Annotated in this window: 12 protein-coding genes; 7 read left to right on the top strand and 5 right to left on the bottom strand. The window is 64.8% G+C overall.

Annotated elements, in window-relative coordinates; translation table 11 throughout:
• The first annotated feature begins 419 nt into the window (after positions 1-419).
• From FJ980_RS06820 to FJ980_RS06790, 6 genes are all read left to right on the top strand, one after another.
• Positions 420-1,913, top strand: coding sequence for an NAD-dependent succinate-semialdehyde dehydrogenase (locus FJ980_RS06820; RefSeq protein WP_140542159.1), 1,494 nt, complete (start codon positions 420-422; stop codon positions 1,911-1,913).
• Positions 1,914-1,947: 34 nt separating this feature from the next.
• Positions 1,948-3,327 carry an aspartate aminotransferase family protein gene (locus tag FJ980_RS06815; RefSeq protein WP_140542158.1) on the top strand — a complete coding sequence of 460 codons (1,380 nt, stop codon included), beginning with the start codon at positions 1,948-1,950 and terminating at the stop codon, positions 3,325-3,327.
• Positions 3,328-3,349: 22 nt separating this feature from the next.
• Positions 3,350-4,450 (top strand): alcohol dehydrogenase family protein, encoded by a 1,101-nt coding sequence (locus FJ980_RS06810; protein WP_140542157.1) that lies wholly within the window; start codon positions 3,350-3,352, stop codon positions 4,448-4,450.
• A gap of 357 nt (positions 4,451-4,807) precedes the next feature.
• On the top strand, positions 4,808-7,357 hold the full coding sequence (locus FJ980_RS06805) for a caspase family protein (RefSeq protein ID WP_140542156.1): 2,550 nt from the start codon (positions 4,808-4,810) through the stop codon (positions 7,355-7,357).
• 379 nt (positions 7,358-7,736) lie between these two features.
• Complete coding sequence (locus tag FJ980_RS06795; protein WP_140542155.1) at positions 7,737-8,828, top strand: OmpA family protein; 1,092 nt, start codon at positions 7,737-7,739, stop codon at positions 8,826-8,828.
• Between the two features lie 85 nt (positions 8,829-8,913).
• Positions 8,914-10,074, top strand: coding sequence for a caspase domain-containing protein (locus tag FJ980_RS06790; protein WP_246676332.1), 1,161 nt, complete (start codon positions 8,914-8,916; stop codon positions 10,072-10,074).
• 40 nt (positions 10,075-10,114) lie between these two features.
• Here FJ980_RS06790 and FJ980_RS06785 read toward each other — a convergent pair whose 3' ends face one another.
• Positions 10,115-10,606, bottom strand: coding sequence for a hypothetical protein (locus tag FJ980_RS06785; RefSeq protein WP_246676331.1), 492 nt, complete (start codon positions 10,604-10,606; stop codon positions 10,115-10,117).
• A 328-nt stretch (positions 10,607-10,934) separates the two neighbouring features.
• Between FJ980_RS06785 and FJ980_RS06780 the strand changes: the two genes are divergently transcribed.
• Positions 10,935-11,468, top strand: coding sequence for an OmpA family protein (locus FJ980_RS06780; RefSeq protein WP_181181127.1), 534 nt, complete (start codon positions 10,935-10,937; stop codon positions 11,466-11,468).
• A 449-nt stretch (positions 11,469-11,917) separates the two neighbouring features.
• On the opposite strand, the gene FJ980_RS06775 is transcribed toward FJ980_RS06780, so the two are convergent.
• The 4 genes from FJ980_RS06775 to FJ980_RS06760 are packed head-to-tail and all read right to left on the bottom strand — an operon-like array spanning position 11,918 to position 18,160.
• Positions 11,918-14,359, bottom strand: coding sequence for a M23 family metallopeptidase (locus FJ980_RS06775; RefSeq protein ID WP_140542152.1), 2,442 nt, complete (start codon positions 14,357-14,359; stop codon positions 11,918-11,920).
• Complete coding sequence (locus FJ980_RS06770; protein ID WP_181175836.1) at positions 14,356-14,850, bottom strand: DUF1036 domain-containing protein; 495 nt, start codon at positions 14,848-14,850, stop codon at positions 14,356-14,358. Before FJ980_RS06770 ends, FJ980_RS06775 begins: the two co-directional genes overlap by 4 nt.
• Positions 14,851-14,861: 11 nt before the next feature.
• Positions 14,862-17,384, bottom strand: a complete 2,523-nt coding sequence (locus tag FJ980_RS06765) for a serine/threonine-protein kinase (RefSeq protein ID WP_140542151.1) — start codon at positions 17,382-17,384, stop codon at positions 14,862-14,864.
• The gene (locus tag FJ980_RS06760) at positions 17,381-18,160 is read right to left on the bottom strand and encodes a PP2C family serine/threonine-protein phosphatase (RefSeq protein WP_140542150.1); all 780 of its coding nucleotides are present in this window, start codon (positions 18,158-18,160) and stop codon (positions 17,381-17,383) included. The genes FJ980_RS06765 and FJ980_RS06760 overlap by 4 nt, the downstream gene beginning before the upstream one ends.
• Between the last annotated feature and the right edge of the window lie 37 nt (positions 18,161-18,197).

Raw genomic sequence — 18,197 nt, 5'->3', positions numbered from 1 at the left:
AATAAGGATGAGTCGGTCCCACGATCAGCGTGGAGATTAGCCGAAACGTCCGCTACTTCGTCATCCACGGGCGGAGCAAGGAGCGAAGCGACGCGTAGACTCGAGGATCCATTCCGTGACTTTGAGGCGTTGCAACGGTGCAGAATTCTGCTCCGCTGTGCCCTTCAATCGAGGTCACGGAATGGATCCTCGAGTCTACGCGTCCGCTTCGCTTCCGCTCCGCCCGTGGATGACGAAGTTGTGGAGGCTCGGCCAATTTCACCGTTTGGTGGCATCCGGCGGCTGGCCAGCCAGAGAGATCGTCTGCTTCCGCACGCCAATAGAGATAGTCTCTCTCCATCAGCTTGCCGAAACAGCCCCTTTGTCTCGATCGCGCGACTAGTCTCTCCATATCGCCTCGGCACCGGGAGACCCGACTGATGTCCGCGCATTTTGCCCGTACCAACCACCATGACGCGCTCGACCGCCTCGCCGATCGCCGGCTGCTGCGCGCGCTCGCCTATGTCGATGGCCACTGGACGGCGAGCGAAGCGGCGGCAAGTTTTGAGGTTACCGATCCGGCCACCGGCGCTACCGTCGCCTTTGTCGCCGCGCTCGATGCCGCCCAGACGACAAAGGCGATCAATGCCGCGTCACGCGCGTTTCCCGGCTGGCGCTCGGCGCTGCCGCAGGAGCGCTCGAAAATCCTGCGAAAATGGTTCGATCTCATCGTCGCCGCCAAGGATGATCTGGCGCTGTTGATGACGCTGGAACAAGGCAAGCCGCTGAAGGAATCGCTTGGCGAGATCGACTACGCCGCGTCCTTTGTCGAGTGGTATGCCGAGGAAGCGAAACGCCTCAACGCCGAAAGCGTCACCAGCCATCTGCCGAATGCCGAGATGTCGGTGCGCCGCGAGCCGCTCGGTGTCGTCGGCATCGTCACGCCCTGGAATTTTCCGTCGGCCATGCTCACCCGCAAGGCGGCGGCAGCTTTGGCCGCTGGCTGCACCATTGTGGCGCACCCGTCCTCGGAAACGCCGCTGTCGGCTTTGGCGCTGGCCGAGCTCGGCGAGCGTGCCGGGCTGCCGGCAGGCGTCTTCAACGTCGTCACCGGTAATGCGCGCACCATCGTTGGCGCGATGTGCGCCGATGCGCGGGTCCGCGCCATGAGCTTCACCGGCTCGACCGAAGTCGGCCGGCTGATCGCCGCGCAGAGCGCGCCGACGATGAAACGGCTGGTGATGGAGCTCGGCGGCCACGCGCCGCTGATCGTCTTCGACGACGCCGATATCGACAAGGCCGTCAAGATCGCGCTCGATGCCAAATTCGCCACCTCCGGCCAGGATTGCCTCGCCGCCAACCGCATCTATGTGCAGCGGCCGATCTATGATCGCTTCTGCGCCGCTTTCGCCCGTCGCATCGAGCAACTCCGCACCGGCAACGGCCTATCCGCTGACGCCGATATCGGGCCGCTGATGCATGAGCGCGCGGTGAAGAAGGTCGAGGAGCAAGTCGCCGATGCGCTCACCCACGGCGCGCGCTGCCTGACCGGCGGCAAGCGTCACGCGGCCGGCCCGCTGTTTTACCAGCCGACGCTGCTCGCCGATGTGCCGGACGCCGCTCTGATCATGCGCGAAGAAACCTTCGGCCCTATCGCGGCTGTGACGCCGTTCGACGACGAGGCGGAAGTCGTCGCCCGCGCCAACGCCACCGAATACGGCCTCGTTGCCTATGTCGTCACCGAAAACGGCGCGCGGCAGGCGCGCATGGGCCGCGCCCTGGAGTACGGCATGGTCGCGATCAACCGGGTCAAGATCACCGGCGCGCCGATCCCCTTCGGCGGCGTCAAGCAATCCGGCATCGGCCGCGAGGGCTCGCGCCACGGCCTCGAAGCCTTCACCGATCTGAAATACCTCTGCCTCGACGTAGCCTAAGCTGCGTAGGCCTCATTCTCGTCAGGAGTCAAAAATGCTCGAACAGTCCAACGAACTCTCCGCCTGGGATCGCGACCACTTCTTCCATCCCTCGACGCATATGGGCACGCACGCGCGCGGTGAATCGCCGGCCCGCATCATGGCCGGCGGCGAAGGCGTCACCATCTGGGACAACACCGGCAAGAAGAGCATCGATGCCTTCGCCGGCCTCTATTGCGTCAATGTCGGTTACGGCCGCCAGAAGATCGCCGATGCCATCGCCGAGCAGGCGAAGAACCTCGCCTACTACCACGCCTATGTTGGCCACGGCACCGAAGCCTCGATCACGCTTGCCAAGATGATCATCGACCGCGCGCCGAAGGGCATGAGCCGAGTCTATTTCGGCCTCTCCGGCTCCGATGCCAACGAGACCAACATCAAGCTGATCTGGTATTACAACAACGTTCTCGGCCGGCCCGAGAAGAAGAAGATCATCTCGCGCTGGCGCGGCTATCACGGCTCGGGCGTCATGACCGGCTCGCTGACCGGGCTCGAGCTGTTCCACAATGCCTTCGACCTGCCGCGCGCGCCGATCATGCATACCGAAGCGCCGTATTATTTCCGCCGCGCCGACCGCTCGATGAGCGAGGAGCAGTTCTCGCAATATTGCGCCGACAAGCTTGAGGAGATGATCCTGGCCGAGGGCCCTGACACGGTCGCAGCCTTCATCGGCGAACCGATCCTCGGCACCGGCGGCATCGTTCCGCCGCCGGCCGGATATTGGGCAAAGATTCAGGCCGTGCTCAACAAATACGACGTGCTGCTCGTCGCCGACGAGGTGGTGACCGGCTTTGGTCGTCTCGGCACCATGTTCGGCTCCGACCATTATGGTATCAAGCCGGACCTGATCACCATCGCCAAGGGCCTGACCTCGGCCTATGCGCCGCTTTCCGGCGTCATCGTCGCCGACAAGGTCTGGCAGGTGCTGGTCAAGGGCTCGGACAAGCTGGGCTCGCTTGGCCATGGCTGGACCTATTCGGCGCACCCGATCTGCGTTGCCGCCGGTGTCGCCAATCTCGAGCTGATCGACGAGATGGACCTGGTCCGGAACGCCGGCGAGACCGGTGCTTACTTCCGCGCTGAGCTTGCCAAGGCCGTCGGCGGCCACCGGAATGTCGGCGAGGTGCGCGGCGACGGCATGCTGGCCGCAATCGAGTTCGTCAAGGACCGCGACGACCGCGTCTTCTTCGATCCGGCTCTGAAGGTCGGGCCGCAGATCGCCACCGCGCTAGCGGCAAGCGGTGTCATCGGCCGCGCCATGCCGCAGGGCGACATCCTCGGTTTCGCGCCGCCGCTCTGCCTGACGCGCGAGGAAGCCGATATCGTCGTCGCAAAGACCGCCGACGCGGTGAACAGCGTCCTCGCCAGCATCTGAGAAGTGACATCCGAGAAGCGACATGAATGCCATGACCAGAACTCTTCCCGCCACAATGGCCGCCGTGCAGCTTACGGGCCATGGCGGCCTTGAGAAGCTCGTCTACCGCACCGATGTGAAGGTGCCGGCACCTGCCGCCGGCGAGGTGCTGGTCAAGGTCAGCGCCTGCGGCATGAACAACACCGATGTCTGGGTGCGCCAGGGCGCCTATGGCACGGAGGAAGATGCCGGGGCGGTATCGACCTGGCGCCGGCAAGGCAACACGCTCACCTTCCCGCGCATCCAAGGCACCGACACTGTTGGCACGATCGTCGCCGTCGGCGACGGCGTGTCCGCGGAGCGAATCGGCGAGCGCGTCATGGTCGATTTCTCGATCTATAATCGCGACGACGATTCGCTCGCCGACATCGACTATATGGGCCACGGTCGTGACGGCGGTTATGCCGAATACCAAGCGCTGCCGGCCGAGAACGCACATGTCGTCGACACCGATCTGAGCGATGTCGAGCTAGCCACCTTCTGCTGCGCCTATCTCACCGGCGAGCAGATGCTGGAGCGCGCGGCGCTGAAGGCCGGCGAGCGTGTGTTGGTCACCGGCGCCTCCGGCGGCGTCGGCTCCGGCATCGTGCAACTGGCAAGGGCGCGGGGCGCCATCCCCTACGCCGTCGTCGGCAAGGGCAAGGAACAGGCCGTGCTCGACATCGGCGCCGAGAAGGTGATCACGCGCGGCGTGACCGACCTGCTCACCGCCGTCACCGAGGCGACGAATGGCCAGCCCATCGACGTGGTGGCCGACCTCGTCGGCGGCGCCATCTTCAACGACCTCCTACGTATCCTGCGGCCCGAAGGCCGCTACACCACAGCCGGCGCCATTGCGGGGCCGGTGGTGCAGCTAGACCTTCGCACCATGTATCTGAAGCAGCTCCAGCTCCACGGCTCGAGCCAGGGCACGCGGGCGGATTTCCGCCGCATCGTGCGCTACATCGAGGAAAAGAAGATCAAGCCGCTGGTCGGCGGCGTCTACAAACTGTCGGATTTCCACCGCGCCCAGACCGACTTCATGGCCAAGGACTTCGTCGGCAAGCTGGTGGTGGTGCCGGACGCGATGTGGAGCGGCGCCTGACCCAGGAAAGAGGCCGGCTCGGGGTCGGCGGTTCGCCGCCGTCCGGAATTGCGTAAGGCAAAGAGATAGGACGTTTTCGCCGTTCCCATGAAACGCTGTGGCGTCACAGACACGCAGCGCTGCGGAGGCGTGGCTCGCCGATGGCGATCCTGCATCGACAGACGGCGACGCGCTTACCCAGGTCATTGCGGCGCCGAGGTCTCTGCGTTATTTTAGCAGTTGATTGAATGCGCGATCTGCCTTGCCATCGCAGGCGCGTTCCTTGCCGTCTTGGCAGATTGTGAAGTCTTTAACAGACCGCGATCCCGCGAGCTGCGTTCTTGTGGCCGACGGGTGCTAGCAGTTAGGGATTTTACCATGCTGCGATGCTGCGCGCTGATTGCAGCCTTGATCCTCGTGGGCCTCGCGACGGTGCAGGCGCACGCCGATCGGAGGGTTGCGCTTGTCATCGGCAATTCCGAATATCGCGAAATCCCTGCGTTGAAAAATCCGGACAAGGATGCCGACGACGTGTCGAGCACATTCCGGCTGGCCGGCTTCGATGTATTCGTCGCCAAGGATCTCACCAAGCTCCAGTTCGAGAAAGAATTTCGCAATTATCTCGCGGCGGCGGACGGCGCCGATCTGGCGGTCGTCTACTATTCGGGTCACGGCTTTCAGATCGGCGGCGAGAATTTCCTGATCCCGGTCGACGCGTCGCTCAAGGATGCGGCCGACATCGAGGTCCAGGCGGTCAAGCTCGACGACGTCCTGCAACAGTTGCGCGCCAAATCGAAGATCCAGGTGATCATCCTCGATGCCTGCCGCAACAACCCGTTCCCCCGCAAGGATTACTGGCTGCGCGACCAATTGATCGCGGCCGGCGGCACCGGTCTCGCGCAGGTGAAAAGCTCGCTGAACACGCTGATCGCCTTCGCCACGGAACCCGGCGCCGTCGCCTATGACGGGTCCGGCGATCTCAGCCCGTTTTCATCCGCCTTCTCCCGCCGCGCGCTGGCGCCGAACCAGGAGATACGCTCGGTCATGGCGGCCGTGCGCCGCGATGTGGTCGAGGCCACCAAGGGCGCGCAGGTTCCCTGGGAGAATTCCTCGCTGATCGACGAGGTGGTGCTGATGCGGCGCGCCAGCCGGCCGGCTTTGCCGCCGGTGCTGGAGAAGACCGTGCCGTCGGGCGTCGGTCCGGTCGCGCTTGACCTGCCGGTGCCGGTCGATGTCGATGGCGGCGCGGTCACCATCAGTATCGAAAGGCCGCCGGCGCTGGGGCGTCTGATCCTGGACGGCAAGCCGGTCGCGACGGGCGAGCCGATAGAAGGCAAGGATCTGCCGCGACTTGCGATGGATGTGCCGAAGAGCGCCGACGCCGAGGACCAGGTCGACATGCTGGCCTATGCCACACATGACGAGTGGGGCGGTGGATCGCAGGGCATACTGGTGTTCCGGGTCAAGAACGGCGATGGCGCCGCGGGCAAGCAGCTTGTCGCCTCGCTTGAGTCCGAGCAGAAGCAACAGGTGCTTGAGCGCGGCATCCACATCGCCGGCGCCGCCGAGGCGATCGAGAACCGCGACGTCAAGACTCCCGTCGGCGTCGGCCCCGTGCCGCTGAAGCTGGATTTCCCGACCAAGGATCCGGCCGTAAGTGTGAAGCTTGCGAGCTATCCGGCAACCGGGACGCTGTCACTGCCGGACCGGACCCTATCGCCGCAATCGAGCCTGATGGCCGGTGAAGTCGACCAATTGCGCTACGAACCGCAGATAGGCGCCGCAAAACCGTTGATCGTCGGCTTCGAGATCAGCGCTGACAACACGTCATCCAAGCCGGCGACGATGAAGCTGTCGCCGAGCGTCGATCCCTGCGACACGCAGGCAGGCGAACCCTTGGACCTGCAGGGCGTCGTACCTGGTCTGTTGCCGAACGAGATAGGTGCCGGGGCGGTGGAGGCCTGCCGGGCGGCGGTGAAAGCCTATCCCGATGTCGCCCGCTTCCACTACGAGCTCGGCCGCGCGCTGCTCGCCGCCGGCAAGGTCGAGGAAGCGAAGAAGTCGATCCAGAAGGCTGCCGACCAGGGACATGTTCGCGCTGTGTTCGAGCTGGGCTACCTCAACGCGACCGGGGCGGGTATGCCCGCCAACCGCAAGCAGGCCAACACCTTCTACGCGGCGGCGTCCGACAAGGGCGATCCTTATGGAATGACCTCCTGGGGCCGCGCCTTATTCAACGGATACGGTGTTGATCGCAATACCGGCAAGGGGCTTGACCTGCTGCTCAAGGCGGCGGCTATGGGGCACACCTATGCCATGAACGATCTCGCGGCGATCTTCACCGAAGGCCGCAACGGCGTGCCGGCCGATCCGGCCCGCGCTGTCGCTTTCCTGAAGGCCGGAGTGGAGCGGCAGGACATGTATTCGATGAACCTGCTTGGCCGCAATTATCTCTCCGGCACGGGGGTCGAGAAGGACCCCAAGGCCGCGCTCTCGCTGTTCCAGAAATCGATGGATCTCGGCCAGCCCTATGCTCCCGGCAGTCTCGCACGCATGTACAGGGATGGCGTTGGCGTGCAGCAGGACTTGGCTGAAGCGCGACGGCTGTTCGAGCTGGCGACCGACCGCGGCGATCAGTCGGCTGCGTATGATCGCGCGGCGCTGGAGATGCAAAGAGGCGACAAGGCCGACCAGGCCGTGGCCGCGCGCTATCTTGCCTTCGCGGCCGCGCTCGATCTTCGCAACGAAATTCCGGACGCAAGGACCACGCTGGCGAAATTCGGGGCGAAGGCGAAGACAGCGGCCCTGAAACAGCTGCGCGGAGAACTCAAATCCAAGATTTCTGCGGATGGCTCGTTGGACGATCAGCTGGTCAAGACAGCCAGGGCGGTCTGGGAACAAGCCAATCCGCGCCGGGACTTGTTCTGAATCTTATCCGGCGCTCTCACGGTCGCAGGCTGCACGACCGTGACGCCCAAAGTCGAGCCGGCCCCGGCGGCGAAGCACAGGACGAAGGTCGTTCGTACGACGACTGCACCAAAAGTCGTCGAGCGCAAGAAGGTTACCGCCAAGAAACTGATCAAGCCCGTCCAGACCGAAACCGCGCCTGTCATTGCACCCGTAGGTGGCGGAGGCGGTAGCGGGGGCAGTGGCGGAGGCGGCGGAGGCGGCTGGGGTTGAGCACTAGATAGCTGGTGCGGGGTTCACTTATCGAGCTCGCTGTAACTGCTCGCCAAGCCCGGACAATTGCTCTATGCTCCGGTCACATGCCGGTATCGAGATCGGGTTGTCCTGGCGGGGGCGTTCCATGTTCGAAGTCGTCGCATTCTGGCGAAAAATGCGTGCCAAGGCCGCGGCTTTTGGCTTGGTCGTTGCCGCGCTGCTGGTCTTCGGATCGCAGGTCGCCAGCGCCGCGCCGAACTGGACGCTCGATCCGTCCGCTTCGGTGCTCACCTACCAGTCGGTCAAGAAGAACACGATCGTCGAGACTAACAAGATCAGGAACATCACCGGCACGCTGAGTTCCGCAGGCGACGCCAGAATCAGCTTCGACCTCAATTCCGTCGACACGGGCGTCGACCTGCGCAACGTGCGCATGCGTTTCCTGTTTTTCGAGACATTCACCTATCCGACGGCCGAAGTGACCGCGAAGGTGGACCCGGCGGCGTTCGCCGATCTGCCGGCCAAGCGCCGCGTGAAGACGACACTGCCGTTCCGCCTCAGCCTGCATGGCGTCGACAAGGATCTCGAGGCAAGCGTCGTCGTCACCATGATCAGCGACACCCAGGTTTCCGTCGCTTCGGAAGCGCCCGTCGCAGTCCATGTCGAGGATTTCGGGCTCTTGCCCAACATCGACAAATTGCAGCAGGCGGCCAACGTGACCAACATCGTGCCCACGGCGTCGGTGTCCTTCGATTTCGTCTTCACCGCCGATGGCGCCAAGCCGGCCGCCGTGCAGACCGTTGCGGCCTCGACCGCCGAGGTCGGCCCCGTCGCCACCGATGCCGCGAAGGCCAATTTCAGCGACGAGGAGTGCCTCAACAGGTTTGCCGTGCTCTCGCGCACCGGCGCCATCTATTTCCGCCAAGCGAGCGCGAGGCTCGACGCCAAGAGCCGCCCGCTGCTGGCGGAGGTCGAGGGCGTCGTCGGCAAATGCCCGGCCCTCAAGGTCGAAGTGTCCGGCTACACCGATTCCGACGGATCGGCCGAGGCGAACAAGGCGCTCTCCGAGCGGCGCGCCCAGGCGGTCGCCGATGCGCTTATCGCCGACGGCGTGCCGCGCAACCAGATAAGCTCGGCCGGCTATGGCGAGGACAAGCCGGTCGCCGCCAACGACACGCCCAAGAACAAGGCGCTCAACCGGCGGATCGAATTCTCCGCCAGCAAGCTCGCCAACTGAGGTGGCGGTGGGTCCCGGTCCGATTGCCTTTTGCGGTGGCCTGCTTCGCGCTGTGGGACTTGTGGCGCTTGCCCTGATTCTGACGATGGCCGCCGCCAATGCCGAGCGGCGCGTCGCGCTCGTGCTCGGCAATTCGCAATATCAGCACGCGGCGCCGCTCGCCAATCCGGCGCGGGATGCACAGGCCATGGCCGATCGGCTCAAGGACCTCGACTTCGAGGTGGTCTCCGGCTTCGACCTCACCAAGCAGCAGACACAGACTACGGTGGCGCAGTTTGCCAAGCAGGTGCGGGGCGCCGACATCGCGCTTTTCTTCTATGCCGGCCATGGCCTGCAGGTCTCCGGCAAGAATTATCTGCTTCCGGTCGACGCCGCGCTTGAGGACGAGACCTCGCTCGATTTCGAGGCCGTCTCGGTCGATTTCGTCCTGCGCCAGATGTCGCGCGAGACCAGCATAAGACTGGTTTTCCTGGACGCTTGCCGCGACAATCCGCTTGCCGACGTGCTGGCGAAGACCGCCGGCATCAAGGGCGCAAGCAGCGGCCTCGCCGAAATCCCGATCGAGAATGGCGGCGCCGGCACGCTGGTCGCCTTCGCCGCAAGTCCGAACCAGCTCGCCTATGACGGTTCGGGCGACCACTCGCCGTTCACCACGGCGCTGCTCCAACATATCGGCGAAGCCAACGTCTCCATCACCGAAGCGATGAACAGGGTGACCAGCGATGTGTTCAAGGCGACCGCCGGCAAGCAGCGCCCCTGGATCAACGTCTCGCTGACCACCGAGGTCGTCTTGCACAAGGTCGATCTCAACGCGCCGCTGATCGTCGGCGAGGCGGGTACGCCTCAGGCCGAAGCGGGTTCCGGGACGCGCAACACCGGCGCGGCGTCCGGCCAGGCCGACGACCAGCTTGCGCTCAATGCGCTGCGTGAAAGGATCCCCAAGCTGGCGACGGACGGCCCGATCTTTTTCGATCGCCCGGTCAAGTTCGGCGACCCGGCGATCGACGGCAAGAGCATAGCCCAATTGATCAAGGGACAACCGCTTTTCAGTCCGGTCGAAGGCCTCGACAAATCGGTCTGGCAAGGCAAGCACTGCGACGGCTGCCACGAGTGGAACGAGACCCGCCTCTGCGAGCAGGCGAAGAATTTCGCCGCCAACGACGTCTCCGTGCTGCGCCTGCAGCATCCGCTCGGCACCCGCTTCAAGGTCGCTTTGGCCAGGTGGGCGCAAGGCGGCTGCAAATGATCGTGAATTGGGACTTCGCAGCCCTGTATGGCGGTGGGCCCTAATAAGCGTCGACCGATTGCCGCTGCGCCTCCATCTCCACCATCTGGATGCCCATATCGACGAAGGCCGAAAGCACGCCAAAACGGTCCGCGGTCGAGACGCGCGCCAGCCCCGCCAGGATCCCGGCGTTGACGGCGTGGGCGGCGGGAAATCCGGTCGACAGCATATCGAAGGCCGCGTCGCGCCACGCCGCGGACAGAGCGATCCAAGCAGCCGGCGTCGTCGGCGACGGATCGACCGCGTCGCACAGCGCCGTTCGATGGCGGGGATTGCCAGGCTCGCCGACCCAGTCGTTGACGAGCGCCAGCAATTCGAGGTCCCTATCGGCAAGGAGTTCTGAGAGATGGCTCAGGCATTCATGCCCCCACCAGACCGCGGCGCGTTCCGGCAGGAGATAGGCACAGAACGTGACGGCCTCCTCCGGCACGCGCCCAGCGAGCAGGGCGCGGCAGAACTCAAGCGGGGATTGATTGGCGGCCGGCGATTTCATGTCCCGGGCGATCGCGGGACAGGCAAGAAAGAGATCCCTTGCGGTTCTGTATCCGAGTTCGTTGGCCATGGCTGCCAAACCCCGAGAGCCAGCTGACAACCACTCAAGCCTTTAGCCGAGAGTCGGTCAAGCCTTAGAGCCGGATGAACCCGTCTCTAAATCAAAGATCTAGAGCATGATGTCGCCCGAAACCGCTTCATATTTTTCGGCATCATGCTCCAGCTTTTAGCAGGTGGTGGCCATTGGCAACGTGCGCTTGTTCACAGACAATCGCTTCAAGATTTGATATGGTGCGCCAGCGAAACCCGCTCAAACAGGAGTGACGGTCATGCGGTGGGGCAGCTCAGCCTTGGCATTGGCGACCGTGCTTTTTTCGACGCACGTTTACGCCGATCCGCTTCAGAAATCGGAAGACATCGTGAAGTTCTTCGCCGGCCAGAGCAATCTTGGCGCGTCGCGCGGTATCTGCGTCGGCACCGAAGAAGAGTGCAAGAGCAAGGCCGACAAGAACGAGGCGCCCCAAAAGGGCAGCCTCGACATGATGATCAATTTCGCTCTGGATTCGGCCCAGCTCGACCAGACCGCCCGCACGGAGCTGGACGAGTTCGCCAAGGCGCTGAAGGACAATAGGCTGAGCACGTTCAGCTTCGTCGTCGAAGGCCACACCGACGCGACCGGTACGGATCGCTACAACCAGGACCTGTCGCAGCGAAGGGCGCAATCGGTGGCGGCCTTCCTGACGGCGAACGGCGTTCAATCTACCCGCCTCGCGCCGATCGGCCTGGGCAAGTCGCATCCGCGCGTCGCCAATCCCTACGATCCGGTCAACCGCCGGGTGGAAATGCGGATCAGGACGCAATAGGCGGCCGGTCCTGTCTCCGGACGGCTCATAGCGAGACAGCCGGCCCGGCGGCCGGCCGGGCTTCTGTCCTCTGTCAGTTCTTGAGCGCGCCGCCTTCGCGATGCCGGGGCCGAAGACCAGCGCCTTGGTCATTTCCGTGAAATCAGCACAAATGCCGGGGATTGGTTGAAGCCGCCCCAACCTCGTCATTCTATGGCGGAGCAAGGAGCGCAGCGACGCGCGCAGACCATAGAATCCATTCCGTGACTTGGAAGCGCCGCCGCGGTGCAGAATTTTGCTCCGTTGCACGCCTTGGCGAAGGTAACGGCATGGATTCCAGGGTCTTCGCGACGGAGCTTCGCTCCTGCTCCGCCCTGGAATGACGATCGCGATGGGCGTTTCGGCCAATCTCCAACGCATGCCATCTGCCAACGCAAACAGAGGTCAAAATCCCTGTGCAGTGCCACTAGCTAGCCGGGCTCCAGCGTGTTCTGGATCGAACTTATCAGCACAGTGATCGCCTGCTTGTATTTTTCGAATTCCGGAGACGTCTGCCGGATTTCGGTCGTGGTCGTCGCCGGCTGGCCCTGATCGGTCACCACGCGCGGCGCTTTCTGCCCCATTTTCCGCTCGGCCCAGTCCACGACATAACTGGCGGTCTTGCCGGTAAGGAACGGGTTGGCCTGGATGACGGCTGATCCCAGAACCGCGGTCAATTGCGACGAGCCCGGCGCCGCCAGCACCTGATGCGCCCCTTCCATGCCAAGGAAATGGCAAAGATAGAGGCGACCGGCGGTGATCTGGTGGCCGCGGGCGCGCAGATAGGCTTCGCCTTCGCGCGCCAGGTTGCGCACCATCTCGCGCGACAGCGTCGCGTCGTAGCGGAGCGCCAAAAGGTCGGCGGTCGAAAGCGAGCGGGCGAGATCGGGACGATAGGTGTTCATCATCCGGATCCAGGTCTTGGAGATGAACTGGCCGGCGCCGGTCGCCGACGAAAGCGGGTTCTTGGCACGGGCGCTGCCGCCGCTTTCGACATGCACGATCCGGTCGGTCAGCGTCTCGACGGCGGAATCGGCCGAACCGCCGGAACTGACGGAAACGGCGGTGGCAACCGAAGTGACCGTGCCCAGAGGGTCGATCGCCTCACCGTTCTGGTAGAGCTCGAAATGCAGATGCGGGCCGGTCGAAAGCCCTGTTGTGCCGATATAGCCGATGACGTCGCCGGCCTTCACCTGGGTGCCGACCCCGCTGGCGACGGCGAATTTCTGCATATGCGCATAACGCGTCTCGCGGCCGTTGGCATGCGTGATCTTCACCAGATTGCCGTAGCTGCCGCCATCACCCTGGAAGGAGATCGCGCCGTCGAAGGCGGCCATCACCGGCGTGCCGACCGGCGCCGCCCAGTCGACGCCCTTGTGGATTCGAACCGTGCCGAGGATCGGATGCTTGCGCGGGCCGAAGGTCGAGGTCATCACTCCGGCGACCGGTGTGACCATGCCGTTGGTGACGGTTAGCGAGCGGACCTGGTCGTCGCCCGTCACGCAGGCATACTGGCCGTCGCTCTGCTGGAAGACGAAACAGTCGAGGCTCTTGTCCGTGCCCTGGACGCCGACATAGAGCACCCGCCCGGAGATGTCGCCTTGGCCGCGCGGCGTCTGCGAATAGATCAGCACCAGGCGCTGGTCCTCGCTGGCGAAGGCGTCGAGGTCCTGCCCCCTTGACAGATACATGATCGCCTCGCCGATGACGCCGGTTGGCACCTTGTTGCGTGCTGCCGTCGAATAGATCGCGTCGAGCAGGCGGTACTGCCGCTTGGGCCCGCCCTGGTCCGAGGCGCCGGAATAGTTGAAGAGGTCCTCGCGGACCCAGGGGTCGACGCCCGACACGAAGGCGCCGGCCGCATTGCGCGTCAGCGTGCCGACATAGACATTCTTGGCGTAGATCGAGACCTGCATCAGCGACATGGTGGTCGTCTCGCGGTTCGGACGGAACCCGCGCATGGCCACCACAAAGCCGGGCTCCAGCCCGTCGCGGTTGAACAGCGTCTTCAGCGCCTCGCCCGCAAGCTTCGCGTCCTCGGCGGAGAAATGCGCGTCGAGCGCCACGCTGTCCAGGCTGCGGTCGTTGAGGATCTTCACGAACGTGTCCTCAGTCGCCTCGAAGCGCTGGTACTCGCTGGCGACGGTCGCCACGGTCGTGTTGTTCTCGACCGCGGTCTTCTTGAAAGCCGGGAGCGCGGCTTCGCCCTGGTCGATGGTCTCGCCCCAGCCGGCCTCGGGGTCGGCGGCGTCGGCCTTGGGCGCCGGGCCGGCGTCGCTCTCGTCCGGCGCCGCCTGGAGGTCGTTTTCGAGGTCGCCTTGCGGATCGCCCTGTTGATCGTCGGGCGTCGCGGCCGGAGCGGGCGGTGCCGGTTGCGCATCGCCGGGCGCCGTTGCCGAAGGCTTGGGAGCCGCCTGCCGCTGCGCCTGGAAGAAGGCGAAATCCTCCTGCGTCGACGGGATCGTCGTCATGAACTTCTCGCTGGCGCTCAGCATCACGTCGGACAGCATCTCGATTTGCGGCGAAGCCCCGGAACTGTCGAGCTCAGCCGGACGCGCGACGGTCTTGCCCTTAGTCGCGGTGTCGGCATCGGGCGCCAGCGTGATCCACATCGGATCGCCGGCGAGATCGATGATCGCCGGCACATAGACCGAGGCATCGGGGGGCACGTCTTCCATGCCCTCGACGGGATGCAGCTCCTCGTCCTCGTCGCCGAACGACCAATACTCCTTGGTCAGGTAGAAGCCGGTGGTTAAGGCGACGACGGCGAGCGTTGCGGCCCCTGCAAGGACTCCGCGCCAGAGCTTGCGCCGCCGCTCGGCCAAGCGCGCCAGCTTCTTCTGTTTGAAGCTCGTGTCGATCGCGTGCGTCACGGGCTGTTTCCGGTCAGGAAATAGGTCCAGCGCACCTGCTCCTGCGTATCGACTTCGACGAAGCGCGCCGCGATATGGCCGCGCTGCCAGCACTCCTCGATGCCGCGGATCGAGAAGCGCCGCCGGTCGATGCACATCTCGGTCGATCCGTTGAGGATCGCGTGGCCGAAGACGTCCGTCGCGTAGAGGTAGATGTAGCGGTTGGCCAGCTCCTCGCGGATGACGTTGACGCACTGGTTGGCGCCGATCGTCCACCAGCCGTCGGTCTGGTCGGCATTGTCGACTTTCTGTCCGACCGCGAGATTGACGACGTCCAGCGTCTGGTTGCAGACGGTGAATTCGGCATGCGCCTTGCCGGGCGAAAGCATCGAGAACAGCGCCGCGCCGAGCAGCGCCGCAAGCGTCATGCGGCTCGGCAACGGGAATCGGAGCCGGCTACGCTGCTTGCGTGGCGAGGGCCGGCTCGAGGTACGCAGGGTGCGAAGATCCATCGGCGTTCATGCTATCCGCCAAGCCGGAAATAGGTGGCCGTGGCGGAGAACTGCGATCCATCGGCCTCGATCTCCTCGAGTATCCTGGGCAAAAGCTCCGAGGCCGGCGTCGGCCTGGAGAACATGGCGGCCTGGATGTCCTTGGGCCCGGTGATCACCAGCATGATCTGCGGCACCGCTTTGGCGGCTGCTTTGTCGGCGGCAGCGAGACCGATTGGGATGTTGAAGGTCACCTTGTGAGTCTGCGGCACCATGCGGTCGTCGAGATTGAAGGCGATGCCCTTGTGGTCGATCAGCATGATGTTCGAGATAAGCCCGCCGCCCGTATACAGCGCGCCGCTGACCGGCGATCCGTCGGGGACCGATGTCCGGTCGAGGACAAGCTGTGGCTTTGCAGCCGAGCTCCGGTCGAGGAAGCGAAGGAAGGTGGGCACGCCGCACTGGGAGAGCGTGATCAGTCGCACGCTGATGTCCGGCTCGATATGGAACCTCGCCTGGAAGTCGTTGAGCAATTGTTCGAAAGGCTGGACCGCGGTTCCAAATCCCTCGATCGCCGGGGAAGCGCCGGGTCCCGAGGTGACGTTCGCGTAGAAACAGCTGCCGCCGCTGAAATCGCGCACCCAGGAGCGGCGCTCCGTCCACGCTTCCGCGCCCGGTTCCGGTGACGGAACCGCCGGTTTGGGCACATTGATGGCGACGTCGGTGTTGTCCGGCTGCTTGGCCGCAGGCGGCTGCATTTGCTGTGCCGGTTGTGCCGGCGCGGTCGAGGTTTGCGGCGGGTTGGCCGTAGGGGTCTGTGCCTCCAGCTTGGCCGGCGGGCTGACCGGTAGCGCCGGCGCCGGGCTTTCCGAAGCGGGGGGCTGGGACGCGTTCGGCTTCGGCAGCTTGGAAAGCATGTCCACGAGGTCTTTTACGCTGTGCTTGGCTGCCGGTGGGCTTGCCCCCTGCACCGGTTTGTTTTCAGCCGTCTGGCTCGGTTCCGGCGTCTTGACCGCCGGCTCGCTTGCAGGCTGCGCCGGTTTCTGGCTTTCCGCGGCTTTCGGTGCGGGAACCGGTGCAGGCGTCGGCGATTGCTCCGCTGACGGTTGCGTGGGGTTGGTCTCGATCTGGGGGACGCGCGCCTGGTTGTCGGCCTCGCTCTCCGGCTGGGTGGCAGGCGCCTTGGCCCCCGCATCGGGTTGGATGGTCGGCTTCGTCGGCTCGATGGTGGCGGCGCTGCCTGGTTTTGGCGGTTCCGGCTGAGACGCGGACGGCGTCGGCGCTTGAGGTTTCGGCGCTTCCGGCTGCTGGGCTTCTGCAACTGGTTTGGCTGGTTCCGCGACCGGCTTCGGCGTCAGCGGTCTGGATTTTTCCGCCACCGGCGGCGGCGCCAGGACGCCACTGACATAAAGGCCGCCCCCAACCAGCACAGCCAGAGCCGCAACGCCGCCGGCAATGACGGGTATCCGCGAAGCCTTTCGCGGCGCGGCCGGTGCAGTCGCAGGCGCCCTGGGCGGAGCGGCCGCCGGCTGAGGCCGCGGCTCCGACAGATGCGCCGGGCGCACATGCTCGACGAAGCGCGGCTCGCCGGAAGGCGGCTGCGGTTTGGAATCCGGCAGCGCCGTCCAGCCGGCGCGCGGCAGGCCGGAGCGTTCGCGCGCGCCAAACGACACCGGCGGCGGCAATGTCGCCTCGAGATCTTCGCCGCGCGTCGCCCTGGCGATCTCGGCCATGCTGGCCGGCCGGTCGCACGGATCCGGCTGCAGCATGGCTTCGATCAGCTCACGGAAATCGGGATCGATATCCGACAGGTTCGGCACCGTCCGGCGCTTTTCGATGACCTCGTATTGCGACCCGCTCATGTCGAGCGGCTTTCCGAGCAGCGCCGCGGCCAGCACCAGGCCGAGGCTGTAGATGTCGGATTGCTCGCTGACCTCGCCGCCATAGAGGCCGAGCTGTTCGGGCGAGACGTAATTGTATTTGCCGGCGAACTTTCCGCCGATCAGCGTTTCTCCGCCGACGGTGGCCGAACGGGCGATGCCGAAATCGATGATCTTGGCGCGCTCGACCTGCCCGCCCGGCAGAATGATGTTGTCCGGCGAGAGGTCGCGGTGCACCGCGCCAGCCTTATGCACTGCGGCGAGCCCCGAGGCCAGGCGATGGCAAAGCCGTCGCACATCTTCGCCCGGCATCGGCCCGCGCCGCATGATGTCGAACAGCGACTGGCCGTCCACGAACTCCATCGCAAGATAGGGGCGGCCGATCCCCGGGTCGATGGTGAAGACGTGGTAGCGCACCACCGCGTCATGCGACAGATGGTTGAGGATCGATGCTTCCTTGCGGAACAGCGACAGGATCGTCTGGTCGCGGGCGAATTCGGGCAGCACGATCTTGATCGCCACATGGTCGCCGGTCTGGATGTTGTGGCCGCGATAGACTTCGCCCATGCCGCCGGAGGCGATCCTCTCGTCGAGCTCGTAGATGCCGCTGAGCTGCGTGCCGACACCCGTATAGGTGACGTTCGTCGACAGCCGTGTCTTGTCGTCGTCGCTCATCTGGCCAGGCCCTCCGCTGCGGACCGATCCGAATGGTGCGCGCCGCTCTGCCCGTCGCCGATCTTCACGAGCACGATGGTCACATTGTCGGTTCCGCCGCGCGCCAGCACGGTTTCCAAGAGGTTCTCGCATGCCGTCCGCGGCGTGGCGGATCTGACCGCGGCCTCGATCTCGGCATCGCTGACATGCGCGGTCAGTCCGTCGGTGCCCAGAACGAACACGTCGCCCGCCATCAACTCGCCCTGCTGGAAATCGATCTCGAGCTCGTCGCTGACGCCGATCGCATGCGTGATCACGTTGCGGCGCGGCCAGACGCGCGCTTCCTCCGCGCTGATCATGCCGCGGTCCAGCAATTCCTGCACCTCGGTGTGATCCTTGGAAACTTGGAAGATCGAGCCGTTGCGGACGAGATAGATGCGGCTGTCGCCGGCCCAAAGGCAGGCGAAGCGCCCATCCATGGCAAGCAAGGCCGCGAAAGTGGAGCCGATGGTGATGCCGCGCGAGCGCGATATGTTGCGGATCTCGGCATTGGCGCGGCTGAGCCGGTCCTCGAAGCGGGCACGAAGATCCGGCGCCGAGCTGGCAATTCCGATCGTCGCCAGATGGTCGACGATGCTGGCCGAGGCGACTTCGCCGGCCTCATGCCCGCCCATGCCGTCGGCCACCACCCACAGCCCGGTCAGCGGCTCGATGAGGTAATTATCCTCGTTGTGGTCGCGCACGCAGCCCTTGTGGCTCACGCCGAAGCTGTCGATGGGGAGGGCGACAGTGCTCAATTTGCCACCAAGCGCTCAGCAGGCGTCCTCTGTGACC

Origin of the sequence: Mesorhizobium sp. B1-1-5, assembly GCF_006443065.1 — a bacterium.
In the GTDB taxonomy this organism is placed as follows: domain Bacteria; phylum Pseudomonadota; class Alphaproteobacteria; order Rhizobiales; family Rhizobiaceae; genus Mesorhizobium.
The sequence above is the reverse complement of the archived record's forward strand: the minus strand, read 5'-3'. Positions and strand labels throughout refer to the sequence as shown.

Bases quoted from the DNA above. Each gene is read 5' to 3' on its own strand.
- FJ980_RS06820 (WP_140542159.1), top strand. From the start codon at position 420: ATGTCCGCGCATTTTGCCCGTACCAACCACCATGACGCGCTCGACCGC.
- FJ980_RS06815 (WP_140542158.1), top strand. From the start codon at position 1,948: ATGCTCGAACAGTCCAACGAACTCTCCGCCTGGGATCGCGACCACTTC.
- FJ980_RS06810 (WP_140542157.1), top strand. From the start codon at position 3,350: ATGAATGCCATGACCAGAACTCTTCCCGCCACAATGGCCGCCGTGCAG.
- FJ980_RS06805 (WP_140542156.1), top strand. From the start codon at position 4,808: ATGCTGCGATGCTGCGCGCTGATTGCAGCCTTGATCCTCGTGGGCCTC.
- FJ980_RS06795 (WP_140542155.1), top strand. From the start codon at position 7,737: ATGTTCGAAGTCGTCGCATTCTGGCGAAAAATGCGTGCCAAGGCCGCG.
- FJ980_RS06790 (WP_246676332.1), top strand. From the start codon at position 8,914: ATGGCCGCCGCCAATGCCGAGCGGCGCGTCGCGCTCGTGCTCGGCAAT.
- FJ980_RS06785 (WP_246676331.1), bottom strand. From the start codon at position 10,606: ATGAAATCGCCGGCCGCCAATCAATCCCCGCTTGAGTTCTGCCGCGCC.
- FJ980_RS06780 (WP_181181127.1), top strand. From the start codon at position 10,935: ATGCGGTGGGGCAGCTCAGCCTTGGCATTGGCGACCGTGCTTTTTTCG.
- FJ980_RS06770 (WP_181175836.1), bottom strand. From the start codon at position 14,850: ATGGATCTTCGCACCCTGCGTACCTCGAGCCGGCCCTCGCCACGCAAG.
- FJ980_RS06765 (WP_140542151.1), bottom strand. From the start codon at position 17,384: ATGAGCGACGACGACAAGACACGGCTGTCGACGAACGTCACCTATACG.